Source organism: Chitinophaga sp. RCC_12 (genome assembly GCF_041360695.1).
Classification (GTDB): Bacteria; Bacteroidota; Bacteroidia; order Chitinophagales; family Chitinophagaceae; genus Chitinophaga.
Genome location: NZ_JBFUPS010000001.1, coordinates 1,316,121 through 1,330,886 on the forward strand (window position 1 = coordinate 1,316,121; position 14,766 = coordinate 1,330,886).

Here is a 14,766-nt window from a genome sequence, read left to right on the forward strand (position 1 = left end):
ACTAACCTATGCAACACAAAAAAATCAACACAATTATATTTGACCTGGGCGCCGTATTGATCGACTGGAATCCCCGTCATTTGTACCGTAAAATTTTTTCTTCGGAAGAAGAAATGGAAACCTTTCTCCGCGATGTATGCAGCTCCGACTGGAACGAAACACAGGACGAAGGCAGAACCCTCGCGGAAGGCACTGAGCTGTTGGTAAAAACCTTTCCGCATCATGAAGAAAACATCCGCGCCTATTACGGCAGATGGAGTGAAATGCTCGGCGGGGAAATTGAAGGCACAAAAAATATATTGCATCAACTGAAAGAAAGCGGACAATACAAATTATATGCGCTCACCAACTGGTCCGATGAAACTTTTCCTATTGCCTGGGCCATGTATCCGTCCCTCCACTGGTTCGACGGTATCGTAGTGTCTGGCAAAGAAAAAATGCGAAAACCCGACCACGCCTTCTTCCAGCTGCTGCTGGACCGCTATAACGCAGATGCATATACGTCATTATTTATCGATGATAATTTACGTAATGTAAAAGCTGCGCGTGAGTTTGGTATCGATACCATCCTGTTCGAAAATCCCGAACAGTTAAAAACAGCATTAGAAAACAGATCTATATTAATTTAATCCACTACATTACTTATTGTGTTTGTTAACCCATCGTCCACTTTAAGATTTCATTAACACTCCACAGATAAACTTTCTGTAACAATCAACCATCTAATCCGTTCAAGAAGCATACACGGAAACCGGAATGTCAGGATACCAATCTGCTTGGTTCATGACTGTTAGCCTGTATATTTTATTTTTTTAAATTAATACGCTAGGACATGAAAAGAACTTTGTTTTTATTCAGTGCCGCTGCCGCATTGGTAGCGATGGTTTCATTCAGTAGCTGCCGTAAAGATCCCCTGAAAGATATGACTAATGAAGAGTCAAGGATCTACATCACTAACCACGACAGCACCGCTAATTTCACCTCTTATTCCACTTTTAGCATAGTAGATTCAGTGGCAGTGCTGACGCGTAGCAGCGATTCAGCTAAAAAAGAGCTGACCGACTACGACAAAAAACTGATTGCCTCCGTAAGCACTGCTATGCAGCAACGGGGCTACACACTTGTGAGCAAAGCCGCCAAACCTGATCTGGCTGTCAACCTCACACGTATCGACAACTCCTATACCAACATCTCCTGGAATCCGGGATGGTGGGGCGGCGGCGGCTACTGGGATCCTGGTTACTGGGGATATCCGGGTGGCGGCTGGTACTGGCCCTCCTATTACACGGTTTACCAGGTGAATGAAAGACAGGTAGCCATCGATGTGTTTGACCTCAAAAACCCCAAGAATAATAAGCTGACAGCTGTATGGAATTCATTATGGCGAGGCTCAGGCGTATGGAGTACCGGTAACATCGATTCAATGGTGCAGGCATCTTTTGCCCAATCACCTTACCTGAGTAAAACCGCTAATTAATGTTGATTGACAACTTTTAAACTGACAGGAAATGAAAAAGATAAGAAACTGGATATTGATTTTTGCCGGATGTTTTGCTGCACAGGCAGTATCCGCACAGGTTCGTCCGCCTTTATCCGTAGATGTGAATTATTCCATTGCACAGCCCCTTGGCTCATTAAAGGACTATTCCGATAAAACCAGCTTCCGTGGCTGGAGTGCAGGGTTGCAATATCAATTGAACAACCAATGGTCCGTAGGATTACGTTCCGGGTTCCAGGACTTTTACGAACGGCTTCCACGTGCAGTATATCCCGATAAACAAGGCGATGTATCTGCTGTTCAGTCACGCACATTGCAGGTAATCCCGATCCAGGCAACGGTGAGCTATGCATTCACCAAACCTTCTGCAGCCGTTATTCCGTATGCTACTGTAGGTGTAGGTACCGCTAATATGAATTATGAAAAATACTGGGGTGAATTTGTAGAGAAAGATAACAGCTGGCAATTCCTCGTGAGCCCGGAAATAGGCATCAATGTGCCTTTTGGCAAGGCTTCACCGTTGATGTTCAATGCCAATGTACGGTATAACTACGCGCCTTATAAGTATGGCGACATCACCAATTACAATACCGTTCAGGGAAATATTGGATTGAAGTTCTCGTTGAACTAAATCCTTTTGAGTCCATATTCTAGGAAGAAAGTGTGCGTGTGAGTCCCGTTCGTGAACCAGCGAGCGGGACATTTTTTTTAGAACTCCATATATGCCTTAAAGCCTTTACTAAAGGCTTCCTTAATGGCGCCATCTGTGTCTTTATAAATATAAATAGCTTCCAGTCCATACGCCGGATGCTGTGCAATATAGGCGAGTCCCTTTTCCACACCCATCAGGATAAGCGGGTTATCAAAAGCATCGGCAGTAAAACAATCTTTTGCAATTACCGTTACGCTGATAATATTATTATGCAGCGCTATCCCTGTTCCCGGATGGATCGTATGCGCAAAACGTGTACGCCCCTGGTCAAAAAAGCGGCGGTAATTCCCACTGGTAGCGATGCCTTTACCAGGAAGCCGTACCAGCCCCTGTACCGGCTCATAGGTGGTATCGCCGGGCGATGGCCTTTCTATCCCTACACTCCATACTTTATGCTGATGGTTATGCCCTTTTGCACACAACTCCCCTCCTACATCCACCAGGTAATTATCGATTCCCTGTTGCGATAAAAAATGTCCGATCACATCTACCGTATAGCCCTGGGCGATACCATTACAATCGATCTGCACACCTTTCTTTGCGGCATACAGCTGGTTGCCTTTTACACGGAGATAACGGTAACCAATATACGACATAGCGGCCTTGATACTGTCCGGTGGCGGCACGCCTTTAAAAGAAGGTTTGGTAACGCTAAATCCCCAGAGGTATACCAGCGGCTTTACCGTAATATCAAAGAGGCCATTGGTGGCTTTACTGGTAAACAAGGCTTTCTGAATAACCGCTTTCATGTGTTCATCCATCGTGATATGGCCGGTTTCATTAAACCGGTTGATGGCCGATCCGGGTTTATACAGGGACAACGACTGATCGATCACTCCAAATAAAGAATCAATGCGTTTATCCATTGACGTCGTATCGGCCGATAAATATTTCACGAGATAATAAGTACCCTGTGCTTTCCCTTCGCAGGTGATCAACTTCAGGGCAGGCGCCTGCTGCGCCCGGGTGTTGGCAGACCACAGGAAAATGGCCAGGAAAAAAAATCGTTTCATGTACAGCTGTTGGCAGTCAGCATAAGCGGTTAACCGCGTATGCCGCTATTTAAATGCGTCTAACCCGGTAACGTCCATACCGGTAATGAGTAAATGTATTTCGTGTGTTCCTTCGTAAGTCATTACGCTTTCCAGGTTCATCATATGCCGCATTACAGGGAATTCGCCGGTAATCCCCATTCCACCGAGGATACTGCGGGCGTTGCGGGCAATATTGGCAGCCACTTCGCAGGAATTGCGCTTGGCCATTGAAATCTGGGCAGCCGTTGCTTTCCCTTCATTTTTTAATACGCCGAGCCGCCAGTTGAGCAGCTGCGCTTTGGTGATTTCAGTGATCATCTCCGCCAGTTTCTTCTGCGTAAGCTGAAATCCACCAATAGGGCGATCAAACTGGATCCGTTCTTTCGCGTATCTGAGGGCCGTATCGTAGCAATCCATCGCCGCGCCGATCACTCCCCAGGCAATACCATAACGCGCAGAAGAAAGGCAGGTTAACGGGCCTTTTAACCCGCGGGCTTCCGGCAGAATATTTTCTTTAGGTACTTTTACATTATCAAATACCAGTTCCCCGGTAGCGCTGGCCCGCAAACTCCACTTCCCTTTTGTTTCCGGCGTGGTAAACCCTTCCATTCCTCTTTCCACAATGATACCGCGGATCACACCACCTTCATCTTTTGCCCACACTACGGCGATATCCGCAAATGGCGCATTGGAGATCCACATTTTAGCGCCGTTCAGGATCACATGATCTCCTGCTTCCCGGAAGTTGGTAAGCATTCCTGCAGGGTTGGAGCCGTGGTCGGGTTCAGTAAGGCCAAAGCAGCCCATCATTTCGCCTGTAGCCAGTTTAGGCAGGTATTTCTTTTTCTGCGCTTCGCTGCCAAAAGTATAGATCGGGAACATCACCAGCGAACCCTGTACGGAGGCAGTAGACCGTATACCGCTGTCGCCCCGCTCCAGTTCCTGCATCATTAGTCCGTAAGCAATATGATCCATTCCGCCGCCTCCGTATTCCACCGGGATGGTAGGGCCGAAGCAACCCAGTTCTCCGAGTCCTGCTAAAATCTGTGATGGGAAAGCAGCGCGCTGGCAGTAGTCTTCAATAATGGGGGATACTTCTTTCTTCACCCATTGACGTACGGCGTCGCGGATCAAAAGGTGTTCTTCTTTCAGCAAATCATCAATGGCAAAATAATCAGGCGACTGAAACAGATCTTGTTGCATTAACTACGGGTTTAATACCCAATATAAGAAATTACCCGTTAGGAACCACGTCCACGGGGAGATTTCAGCCATGGAACCTATATTTTTTTCCTGCAAAATACCTGCACAACAATCACGTTTTTTCATGACAAGTTTGTACCTTTCCTTCAAATTCGACAACTATGGCAAGCAAAGTTATACCTGCGCTTTTGCTATTGGGATTTTTAGTCATTGTGATGTTATCATTTCACCCCACACCATTACAATCTGTTGCACTAAGCAAAGTGCTCCCCCCAAAAGTCAAATCAGGCGCACCACCTGAATTAAAAAGGTATTGGATGGTTCTGCTAAAGAAAGGTCCCGTCCGGAACCAGGATACTGCCCTTGCGGCAAAAATCCAACAGGCTCACATGGACAATATCAATAAAATGGCTACTGCCGGCAAATTGCTGGTAGCGGGTCCTTTTGAAAATGATGAGGAACTGCGTGGTATTTTAATTATGGATTGTAAAGACAGCCTGGAGGTAGTGTCGCTGGTAAACAAGGATGCTGCTGTGATAGCAGGCCGGCTGAATTTCGAGGTAAAGCCGTGGTGGACCGTAAAGAACTGTATTTTCAAGTAAAAATCAGGGAGATGCCGGTACCTGGCGCCTGCTGCAAACCGCAGCTGCCAGGTACCGGTATTAAAAAGTTATTTACACGGTAGCTACTATCTTGTTGAGATATCCGGCCATTTCCACCTGGTATTGTTTTGCTATGCGACGGGCGTCTGTAGCAAAATCGTCTCCATTACCTGCATAAATGATAGCGCGACTGGCATTTACCAGCAGTCCGCAATCCTTATTCATGGCTTGTGTGGAAATTTCTTCGAGGCTTCCGCCCTGAGCGCCTACACCTGGTACCAGGAAGAAATGGTCAGGTACCAGTTTACGGATATATCCCAGCTGTGAAGACTGGGTAGCTCCGATCACGAACATGAGGTTGTCCGGAGTGCCCCATTCCATCCCGGCTTTCAGCACTTTTTCAAACAGGAACTCATCTCCGATCTGTTGCATCTGGAAATCCTGGCTACCTTCATTGGAGGTTAATCCCAGCAGGATCGCCCATTTTTCAGAGAACTGGAGAAAAGGCGTTACACTGTCTTTACCCATGTAAGGCGCAACAGTCACTGAATCGAACTTATAGGTTTCGAAAAATGTTTTCGCGTACTGGGTGGAAGTATTGCCGATATCGCCACGCTTGGCATCAGCAATGGTAAATATCCCCTCCGGGATATACTCAATGGTCCGTTGTAAACTTTCCCAGCCGCGCATGCCCATACTTTCGTAAAAGGCCGTATTAATTTTATACGCTACACAAAGATCTTTGGTAGCGTCAATAATCGCCTTGTTAAAGGCAAACACCGGATCTGCATGAGAAAGCAGGTGTTTTGGAATCTTTTGAATGTCCGTATCCAGTCCTACGCACAGGTAAGACTGCTTTTCCTTAATCAGATTCACCAATTCCTGTCGATTCATAGTCGGTTAATTTGGGGCGCAAAGTTAAGAAAAACTTAAGCATTGACGCTTCTTTAAACATATTATGATTACCTGTAATTGAAAAACAACGCTATTTATTCACTGTGGTAGTTGTGGTTTACCGACAATGTTGGATATTTTTTAACGCGGAAGATTAAAATAAAGATATTCCTTTTTGGGATTACGACCATCAACAAAAATAAAATGTTTCCGTCTATTTTTGGGTTGACCGGCGGGCTTCCATTTCTGCAGCCACGCGTAATGAATTTTCATCGCCCAATGCCCGCAGATGAGCGATTACGCTGAAATAATCCGCATCTTTTTTATTCTGGCTGAGCTTATAATTGGCATTTACCTCCCGGATACTCATTTCAAATCCCACAATAGCTTTTACATTGTTGCTGAGTGTTTTATCATCAATATCGCTGATATGCACCGGGCAGGCAGATGCCGCCTCGTAATGATCCACCAGCGCGCCCAGCGCCTGTATCACTTCCGCTTCTTCCTGGATACGGATGGTACCGTGAATATGCACGGCCATGTAATTCCAGGTAGGTATCTTTTCCTTTTCATACCATGAGGAAGAAATGTACGCATGATGTCCGGAAAACACCGCCAGCGTTTCATTTTTCTCAAACCATTCCCACTGGGGATTGATCCGTGCGATATGTCCGTGTAAAACAAATTCTCCCGGTGTTTTTTCCACCAGGGTCATGGGAATATGCGTAGCGTGCGGGGTTCCGGCGTTATCGGTGTTGATCAGCAATCCAAAACCATTCTCCCTGATAAAATTGGCAATAGTATCCCAGTTGGTTTCCCGGGTAAGTTTTGGTGTATACATACGGAGTTGTTAGAGAAAAAAAATTACGGATCACAGATATTCCTATCTGTAATCCGTAACGGATGATTCTTTTATACAATAATTTCTACAATCCTGGTGGGAGCAACATTGGCGTTGCGCATAGCGATGCTGCGTGCAGCTGCACCGGCAACATCCAGGAAAGCCTTGCGGGTTATTTTATCGTCGCCGGCCATAGCGGGCACACCGGCATCACCGCCTTCGCGGATGCTTTGTACCAGCGGGATCTGGCCAAGGAACGGAATATCCATTTCTTCCGCCAGTTGTTTTCCACCTTCTTTTCCAAAAATGTAATATTTATTTTCCGGCAGTTCAGCAGGTGTGAAATAGGCCATATTTTCCACTAATCCGAGAATTGGCACATTGATCTGCTGTCCCATGAACATGGAAATGCCTTTTTTGGCATCTGCCAGGGCTACATCCTGCGGTGTGGTTACAATCACAGCGCCGGTAACAGGCACCGTTTGTACCAGGGTGAGGTGAATATCACCGGTGCCGGGCGGCATATCGATGATGAGGTAATCCAGTTCATCCCAGTATACATCGGTAATAAATTGCTTCAAAGCACTGCTGGCCATAGGTCCGCGCCATACCACCGCCTGTCTTTCATCTATCAGCAAACCGATGGACATTACCTTGATACCAAACTTTTCAATCGGCTGGATCATGCCTTTGCCATCTACATTCACCATCAGCGGCCTTTCGCCGCGTAATCCGAACATAATGGGAACGGAAGGACCGTAAATATCCGCATCCATCAGCCCTACTTTGGCGCCATCACGGCCCAAAGCCAGCGCCAGGTTGGCTGCCACAGTGGATTTACCCACTCCTCCCTTTCCAGAGGCCACCACAATGATATTTTTTACATTAGACAGGACGCCCTGCCCGTTTGCTCTTTTGGTATTTACATTGGCCGTCATGACAACTTCCACTTCCGCATCCTTGCTTACCAGCATGTGAATAGCGTTCACACAGGCATTACGGATCAGGTCCTTTAACGGACAGGCCGGCGTGGTAAGAATGACCGTAAATTTCACTTTATTGCCATCAATCTCTATATCTTTTACCATGTTCAGCGTAACGAGATCCTTGCCCAGATCCGGCTCTTCTACGTTGCTCAGGGCCTTTAAAACCTGCTCTTTCGTGATCATAAATTGTTGTTAATTTTGAATCCAGACAGCAAAGTTAACCCAATTGGGATTTAATTTACAATTTCTCTGAGCAGGTGATCAACTGCATGGAAACACGTAATTAAATTTTTATATCTTAGGGCCGGCATGCATCAGAAAAGATCCTACATACTGTCACTCATAATTGTTTTCGTTTTATCTCCTTTCCTTTTGAAAGCTCAGATCGCGGAATTCAGAGACAGCGTTATACAAATTTCGGGTATTACCATGACGGCAGACAGCCTGCGGGCCATCCCCGCGGTGAGCATCCTGGTAAAGGGACAAAACAGGGGAACTATCTCCAACAGATCCGGTATATTCTCTATCGTTGTATTCAAAGGCGATACCCTGTCGTTCAGTGCGGTGGGCTTCAAACATAAAAATTACCGCATACCTCCCGATATCAAAGGCAATAGCTTTTCCCTGATACAGCTGATGGTGGAAGATACCACCTATCTCCCTGTAACTATTATCAAACCTTATCTTTCCAGGGAAGAATTTGAACGCGCCTTTGCCAATATGGACATTCCCGATGATGCCTATGAGGTTGCACGAAAAAATACCAGTAACGCCAGGCTTCGCGCCATGGCCCGTTATACACCTATGGACGGCACGGAAGGTACCAGTCAATACCTCAAGAAACAGGCACAAAGCCTTTATTATGCCGGTCAGCCACCTCCGCAAAATATCTTTAATCCACTGGCATGGGCCCAGTTTATCCAGGCCTGGAAACAGGGCGACTTTAAAAGGAAAGACGATAGTTATGGCAGTTACTAACGGTAACGCGTAATACCTTAAATTAGCGCCTTATTCAATTCCGACAAATCACTACACCATGCAAAAAATTGCGGTTATCGGCGCTGGTACTATGGGAAATGGTATTGCGCATGTATTTGCCCAACACGGCTACGCCGTAAACCTGATAGATGTTTCGGCCCCCGCACTGGATAAGGCGCTGCAAACCATTACCAAAAACCTGGACCGCCAGGTGGCAAAAGGCACTATTACCGAAGCCGTAAAAGCGGATACCCTCCGTAATATTTCCCTGCAAACAGACCTGGCAACCGGGGTAAAAGATGTATCCCTGGTAGTGGAAGCCGCTACAGAAAATATTGCGCTGAAACTGAAAATATTCCAGGACCTCGACCTCCATGCTCCTGCTGACGCCATTCTCGCTACCAACACCTCTTCTATCTCTATTACAAAAATTGCCGCAGTTACCAAACGCCCGGCAAAAGTAATAGGCATGCACTTCATGAACCCCGTACCAGTAATGAAACTGGTAGAAATCATCAATGGCTATGCAACTGATAAAGAAGTAACCAACACGATCGTGGCACTTTCCGAAAAACTGGAAAAAGTTCCCTGCGTAGTAAATGATTATCCAGGCTTTATCGCCAACCGCATCCTGATGCCCATGATCAACGAAGCTATCTGCTCCCTCTTTGAAGGTGTAGCCGGCGTAGCGGAAATTGATACCGTCATGAAACTGGGAATGGCGCATCCGATGGGACCACTGCAACTGGCCGACTTCATCGGGCTGGATGTTTGTCTCTCTATCCTGCAGGTGCTGCACGACGGCTTTGGCAATCCCAAATATGCACCCTGCCCGCTGCTGGTAAACATGGTTACAGCGGGTTATCTCGGTGTTAAAAGCGGTGAAGGATTTTATAAATACACGCCCGGTAGTAAAGACCTTGTTGTGAGCGGGCGGTTTTAATCAGAAGGCCTTTAGCGATTGACTTTGTCAATTGCTAAAGGCCTTGCATAATGAGATTAAATAAAAGGTTGAAATTTGTCAGCTATCATACTTACATACTACAGAGAGTAAATATAGCATAACTCCCAAATGCTGTCTTTAGTAGCCTTCAGTCCAAATTTATCAAAGAAGGCTTTCATGTCACCTTCCAGATTTGAAAACTCTTTTTCAATCACTGCTTCACATTTCGTTTTGCTCTTCAGCACTTTTACATCATTGTCCGTCACGGCTAAAATCTTCCTGAAAAAAGGTAACAGATAAGCGGTATATACCTCATGTCTTCTGTTATTGACAGACGGATCTGCCAACTCTTTTTTTGAGGTAGCCAATAATGACGTTAAAGCTCCTTCTTCGATCAGGCGGATGATCTTCTTTTCACAATTCCTGAAAAAATTCTCATCAAGGACCTGTGTATAGCCAATATCCACCTTAATGTGAGCCGAAAGGCTACTAAGCCCATCATCAGGCCTGTCAATAGGTCCAACCCACAAAGTGGTTTGCAGGGAACCATCCTCCTTATACACCCTGGCGATGACATAACAATAGAAAATATCTTCGATATGTTTGCTCAATGCCACCAAATGGGAATACCATAATTTCTTCGGCTGTTTAAAATCAAATTGCTTAATCAGATCTTCAAATTCATTGACTACGCTAAAAAACTCAGACATACTATATCTCTTATTTTAGTGGTGACCAGGGTATGTTTTACCATGTGTACGCGTTATGCCGGCATCATCCATTTTCTTCAGTAAAGCCTTCATTTCTGTCGCTACACCTGGATCATGATCAAAATGCCAGTGCGGATCTGCTCTTCCGGCAACTTTGTTAGCAATATCTTTATCTATCTGTTTATCCATCCTGGCTAAAGATTCTTTTGATCTCGGGCCTTTGGAGAAGTTATCAGATTTGAACTCAATATCTTTGCCGTCATAATATTTATCATAGTTACGACCGCTTATAGACCGTCCCTTATTACCTGTTCCAAATATCTCATCGGCACGTTTATCATGCCATTGTTTGGCCCAGTTAAGCCAGCCCCTGCCTGATCCCGCTCCTGCACCACCAGCCAATCCATACACGTCTACCCAGCTATTCGGATCATGCACATAGCTGTAAAATTTCATACCTCCCAGCAATCCAATTGGATCCTGGGAAATATACATGCCGCTTCCGGAGTCGTAATACCGGAACCTGTTATAACTTAACCCTGTTTCAGCGTCTTCATATTGTCCCTGATAAAGATAATTACAAAATGTTTTATCACCATGCAGGCGTCTTACTTTTCCGTAGCAATCAAGTTCGCGCTCCCAAACTTTATTTCCTGATGTATCAAATGCGTGCACCGGCGTACCAAGGTGATCTGCAACAATACTGTAAGATCCTGCCGCGGTGAGCTTCGCGCAGGGTACCAGGGAGCTTTCTTCAAATACCCAGGTTACCAGGTTGTCTACCGGCTCCTGTTCAATCTGCAACGCCCCATCGGCTACTGCTTCCAGGTGCGGTGGATAATCACCCGTATACTGCCATTCATGCAATGGCACATTGCCATCCCATAACCAGCGGGTTACCTCCTGCTTCCGTTTATTTACCTTCGCAATACGCCTTCCCAGCGGATCATAGCTGAATACAATTTCTCCTCCCGCCGGTGTGATCACTTTCCACAGCCATCCGTTTGCTTTCCACTCATACACCCAGCCGGTACGGCTTCCCTTCAACACTATTTTGTTTGCTTTGCCCCATGCCTGCTTATCTTCCGCTACCTGGTGGTTGTGACGGAATTCCTTGCAGATAAGATTTCCTTCTCCATCATAATAATAGAAGTAATCCGGGCATTCCAGCAGGCGTCCGCCTTTGCCATACACGCGATCCGTTCGTGCAGGAGTTCTGAAAAGATGCCCCAGCTTATCGGGTATGCGATAAACGGTGTCGACGGCGTTACCATTTGATTGACCGTAGGAGGCACTTACCAGGTTATCAAATTCATCGTAGGAAAACTGCGCCTGCGCCCCATTCAGTTCATTCACCATCCGCCGCAGCTTTGTACTTCTTCCCCATTCATAACGAATGCGGCTCTGTTCTGCCTTATGAACCCCGATAGATTGCCTCACCACCTTTCCCTGCTTATCACGCTGCGTTTGCACGGTTACTCCACCGGATAACATCCGCAATACTTCCAGTCCACTTTCATTATGTTTCCACTGCGCCTGCCAGGAATTATCGGTTCCATTAGTTGCCTGCATTCCATCTACATATCCTGCTGCATGGTGTTCCAGGTGAATAGCCGCGCCCAACGTACTTCCTACAAAAACCGGTTCTCCCCATTCATTGTATTCGCGCGTTACCGTGTAAGCGCCTTGTACCTCACCGATAGTATGGCCATACGCATCGCGTTGAATGGTAACTGCGCCGTCTTCATTGAAGGCGCCAGTCAGCTGCCCGTCTTTATTATATCCATATGCTGTTACGCTGCCATCACTGTACTCCTCCCGCACCAGTAAACCGGTACCATCATATTCGCAGGCAGTCCAGCGATTGTCTGGCCGGAATATCTTTTTCACGCGGCCTGCGGCATCCCGCTCGTAGTGGTAATGCACGCCATCGAAGCCCCATTCATTAATGATATTCCCGTTTGCATCCGGCTCCTGCCGGTACAGCTCTCCTCCTTCATTGGCAATACTGCGTAACTGCAACTCTTTATCATAATTAAACCGCACATTTACGCCATGCTGACTTCTTCCCGTTAACACGCCCAGTGGTCCGTAAGTAAAACTTACTTCCCGATGGCCGTCTCCTGCCTTTATCATGTTGTCAGCGGCGTCGTAGCTAAACAGATGAATACTCCCATCGGCTTCTTCCACACGAATAACATTACCGGCAACATCATATTCATATGCGTACCAGTAGCCTGTTTCAGTGGTTTCTTTTACTAATTGCCCCAATTCATCATACTTCCAGTGACGTTGTGCATTTTCAGGTGAAGTAATTTTGCTGAGGTTATGTTGTTCATCATATTCCAGCTCAAAGGTGCGGCCATTCTTATAAGTTACATGGGTAAGATAAGGCCCTGTATACCCGTATTTCGTTACCACTCCCTCCATGTTCTTTTTCCTCACTATCAGCCCCTCGTCATTGAACATCCATTCCATTCGTTTGCCACCAGGCGTTTTAAGCCCTGTTAAACGCTGCTCTTCATCAAAATAAAACAAGGTAGATTCCCCATTACCATTGGTTTCTTTCACTTTATTTCCAAAGGCGTCGTATTCGTATTTCTCGGTGTTTCCGGCAGGATCTACCACTACTTCCAGTTCATCATACCTGTTGTAATGCTGCAGGGTAACGCCGCCATTGCCATCAATGAATTTATAAATAAGCTGACGTTCGTCGTAATAGTAAGTTGTCGTGTGCCCAAGACCGTTAGTAACAATGGTTTTCCCTTTTTCATATCGCGCATGATATTCCAGTACGCCTTCATCTCCCCAGGTATGCACACAGCGTGCTTCATCTCCCTTACCTTCATACTCCCAGTAAAAATTCATTCCGCTCTGGTTCGTTAGCCGCACCAATAAGTGTCCTTTATAGAAAAAGTATTTGCTGACATCCCGCGCATTGGTAGTGCTGCTAAGATTACCGGCTTCATCAAAGGAATAACGTACCAGGTGAATAACTTCCGCTCCTTTGTGGGTGTAAATGTCTTCAATGCGGCCATAGTCATCGGTGGTTACTTGTAACAGCCGGTTGCTGCTATCCACGATCCGTTGCAGATAGCCTTGCCCGTTATACCGGAATTGTATATAGCACCCGGCGGGGTTACGGATTTCAGATAACATACAACTGCCATCGGGGCCAGGCCGGGCGTTGAAGCGATATTGAAGTTGTTCTTTATCTTCCAGGTAATAGCCGCTGCTGTCACGGCGCCACCATAACTGCTCTCCCCTGTTGAAATAGCTGCTGTTTGGCGGTATTGCCGGCATCACGGTTTCGCGGCCGTCTGCCAGGCGGATGCTGAAGTAACCGTTACGCAGGTCATACAGGCTGAGATTGTAGCTATGGTGCCAGTTGTACCCTAAAGGCCCTGGCACTTCTGCGTCGCTATAATACGTGCGTTCCCATACCAGTGGTATAGGTCCGGGCAATTCAAAATCTATATTGTTGGAAACCACCCTGCCAGTTACGGCATCCACAGGTTCTCCAAATCTTTTACACTTAAAGTCCTGCAGCATACCAGCCAGCTTGGGAAACCGGCTTTCCATTTTATTGACGGTTTTCTGCAAAGCCGCGCCTGCTGCTTTGGACATTCCTTTCAGGCCCAGCTTAAACATCAGCTGAAACAGGTCGATAGTTGGCGGACCGCCTACCAGTACTGGCTTTCCGGAGGATGTCATGATCAGCAACATGGACGTGGGCGCCATCAGCGCCATCGCCGTACTTTTTTTATTCAGCCTTGGCGGCGAAGGAAGTCCTACCAGGTTACACGACAATGCCGGATGGAACTGCGTAGAAAAAGGGCCGCCATCTGCCAGCACAGTAGAACTACCCATCCACATTTCAGAAGCCGCTTTGGGCTTCACGATCGGGAAGGGCAAATGTGCAATGATGGCTGGTAAATGCAGGATAGGTGTACCTGCATTGGCTACCCATTGGTTATGAACTTTTACGGAAGGGCTGAGCGCATGTACCAGCATTTGTGCGGTGGCTGCCAGCGAGAATGGTTCCGGTGCGGGTTCTTTCCCTTCTTCCACTGGTGGTGGTGGCGGCGGTGGTGGCACTACACTGGCAATAGCAGCCATAATAGCGCCTATGATATCGAACACCATACCGATGTGCGGCACCGGCAATAACGGCGAAGGAGGAAATACGGAATCGTGAAAGTCGATGCCTATGCCGAGGTCAAAATATTTTGCAGCGGGCATTCCCGGGAAAGCAGGTAGGATACTGGCCATTCCTTTCTGGATATGGTCCAGTGAGTTTTTCTTTTCTGCAAATAATGCCCCAAAGCCTTTGTTTTCTACAGCCATGATATGATTACTTTACTC

The 14,766-nt window shown here is 46.6% G+C and carries 13 protein-coding genes; 6 read left to right on the plus strand and 7 right to left on the minus strand.

The window, feature by feature from the left end; all coding sequences use genetic code 11:
• The first annotated feature begins 8 nt into the window (after window positions 1-8).
• The 3 genes from AB6805_RS05100 to AB6805_RS05110 all read left to right on the plus strand — a co-directional run bounded on the left by AB6805_RS05100 (window position 9) and on the right by AB6805_RS05110 (window position 2,129).
• Entirely contained in the window at window positions 9-629 is a 621-nt protein-coding gene (locus AB6805_RS05100; RefSeq protein WP_370908374.1) for an HAD family hydrolase, read from the plus strand.
• Window positions 630-832: 203 nt separating this feature from the next.
• Window positions 833-1,477, plus strand: a complete 645-nt coding sequence (locus tag AB6805_RS05105) for a DUF4136 domain-containing protein (RefSeq protein ID WP_370908375.1) — start codon at window positions 833-835, stop codon at window positions 1,475-1,477.
• Between the two features lie 31 nt (window positions 1,478-1,508).
• Window positions 1,509-2,129, plus strand: coding sequence for an outer membrane beta-barrel protein (locus AB6805_RS05110; RefSeq protein WP_370908376.1), 621 nt, complete (start codon window positions 1,509-1,511; stop codon window positions 2,127-2,129).
• 77 nt (window positions 2,130-2,206) lie between these two features.
• Here AB6805_RS05110 and AB6805_RS05115 read toward each other — a convergent pair whose 3' ends face one another.
• Window positions 2,207-3,223, minus strand: coding sequence for an FAD:protein FMN transferase (locus AB6805_RS05115; protein ID WP_370908377.1), 1,017 nt, complete (start codon window positions 3,221-3,223; stop codon window positions 2,207-2,209).
• A gap of 45 nt (window positions 3,224-3,268) precedes the next feature.
• The gene (locus AB6805_RS05120; RefSeq protein ID WP_370908378.1) at window positions 3,269-4,447 is read right to left on the minus strand and encodes an acyl-CoA dehydrogenase family protein; all 1,179 of its coding nucleotides are present in this window, start codon (window positions 4,445-4,447) and stop codon (window positions 3,269-3,271) included.
• Window positions 4,448-4,764: 317 nt separating this feature from the next.
• Between AB6805_RS05120 and AB6805_RS05125 the strand changes: the two genes are divergently transcribed.
• A complete protein-coding gene (locus AB6805_RS05125; RefSeq protein ID WP_370908379.1) occupies window positions 4,765-5,049 on the plus strand; it encodes a YciI family protein in 285 nt (94 codons plus the stop codon).
• Window positions 5,050-5,121: 72 nt separating this feature from the next.
• On the opposite strand, the gene pyrF is transcribed toward AB6805_RS05125, so the two are convergent.
• From pyrF to AB6805_RS05140, 3 genes are all read right to left on the minus strand, one after another.
• Window positions 5,122-5,943, minus strand: coding sequence for an orotidine-5'-phosphate decarboxylase (gene pyrF / locus AB6805_RS05130; RefSeq protein ID WP_370908380.1), 822 nt, complete (start codon window positions 5,941-5,943; stop codon window positions 5,122-5,124).
• Window positions 5,944-6,157: 214 nt separating this feature from the next.
• Window positions 6,158-6,784 carry an FMN-binding negative transcriptional regulator gene (locus AB6805_RS05135; RefSeq protein ID WP_370908381.1) on the minus strand — a complete coding sequence of 209 codons (627 nt, stop codon included), beginning with the start codon at window positions 6,782-6,784 and terminating at the stop codon, window positions 6,158-6,160.
• Between the two features lie 71 nt (window positions 6,785-6,855).
• Complete coding sequence (locus tag AB6805_RS05140; RefSeq protein ID WP_370908382.1) at window positions 6,856-7,953, minus strand: Mrp/NBP35 family ATP-binding protein; 1,098 nt, start codon at window positions 7,951-7,953, stop codon at window positions 6,856-6,858.
• Between the two features lie 189 nt (window positions 7,954-8,142).
• On the opposite strand from AB6805_RS05140, the gene AB6805_RS05145 reads away from it, so the two are divergent.
• Together AB6805_RS05145 and AB6805_RS05150 are read left to right on the plus strand one after the other, a co-directional pair.
• Complete coding sequence (locus AB6805_RS05145) at window positions 8,143-8,748, plus strand: carboxypeptidase-like regulatory domain-containing protein (protein WP_370908383.1); 606 nt, start codon at window positions 8,143-8,145, stop codon at window positions 8,746-8,748.
• 58 nt (window positions 8,749-8,806) lie between these two features.
• Window positions 8,807-9,691: a 3-hydroxyacyl-CoA dehydrogenase family protein gene (locus tag AB6805_RS05150; RefSeq protein WP_370908384.1), complete on the plus strand. Its 885-nt coding sequence runs from the start codon at window positions 8,807-8,809 to the stop codon at window positions 9,689-9,691.
• Between the two features lie 98 nt (window positions 9,692-9,789).
• Here the strand turns inward: AB6805_RS05150 and AB6805_RS05155 are convergent, their stop codons facing one another.
• Window positions 9,790-10,401, minus strand: coding sequence for an Imm25 family immunity protein (locus AB6805_RS05155; protein ID WP_370908385.1), 612 nt, complete (start codon window positions 10,399-10,401; stop codon window positions 9,790-9,792).
• A gap of 15 nt (window positions 10,402-10,416) precedes the next feature.
• Window positions 10,417-14,748, minus strand: a complete 4,332-nt coding sequence (locus AB6805_RS05160) for a DUF6531 domain-containing protein (RefSeq protein ID WP_370908386.1) — start codon at window positions 14,746-14,748, stop codon at window positions 10,417-10,419.
• Window positions 14,749-14,766 lie beyond the last annotated feature (18 nt).

What these genes read in the sequence shown, in the direction of transcription:
- AB6805_RS05125 (WP_370908379.1), top strand. Translation starts at nt 4,765, where the DNA reads ATGGTTCTGCTAAAGAAAGGTCCCGTCCGGAACCAGGATACTGCCCTT.
- AB6805_RS05155 (WP_370908385.1), bottom strand. Translation starts at nt 10,401, where the DNA reads ATGTCTGAGTTTTTTAGCGTAGTCAATGAATTTGAAGATCTGATTAAG.
- AB6805_RS05105 (WP_370908375.1), top strand. Translation starts at nt 833, where the DNA reads ATGAAAAGAACTTTGTTTTTATTCAGTGCCGCTGCCGCATTGGTAGCG.
- pyrF (WP_370908380.1), bottom strand. Translation starts at nt 5,943, where the DNA reads ATGAATCGACAGGAATTGGTGAATCTGATTAAGGAAAAGCAGTCTTAC.
- AB6805_RS05135 (WP_370908381.1), bottom strand. Translation starts at nt 6,784, where the DNA reads ATGTATACACCAAAACTTACCCGGGAAACCAACTGGGATACTATTGCC.
- AB6805_RS05160 (WP_370908386.1), bottom strand. Translation starts at nt 14,748, where the DNA reads ATGGCTGTAGAAAACAAAGGCTTTGGGGCATTATTTGCAGAAAAGAAA.
- AB6805_RS05140 (WP_370908382.1), bottom strand. Translation starts at nt 7,953, where the DNA reads ATGATCACGAAAGAGCAGGTTTTAAAGGCCCTGAGCAACGTAGAAGAG.
- AB6805_RS05150 (WP_370908384.1), top strand. Translation starts at nt 8,807, where the DNA reads ATGCAAAAAATTGCGGTTATCGGCGCTGGTACTATGGGAAATGGTATT.
- AB6805_RS05110 (WP_370908376.1), top strand. Translation starts at nt 1,509, where the DNA reads ATGAAAAAGATAAGAAACTGGATATTGATTTTTGCCGGATGTTTTGCT.
- AB6805_RS05120 (WP_370908378.1), bottom strand. Translation starts at nt 4,447, where the DNA reads ATGCAACAAGATCTGTTTCAGTCGCCTGATTATTTTGCCATTGATGAT.
- AB6805_RS05115 (WP_370908377.1), bottom strand. Translation starts at nt 3,223, where the DNA reads ATGAAACGATTTTTTTTCCTGGCCATTTTCCTGTGGTCTGCCAACACC.
- AB6805_RS05100 (WP_370908374.1), top strand. Translation starts at nt 9, where the DNA reads ATGCAACACAAAAAAATCAACACAATTATATTTGACCTGGGCGCCGTA.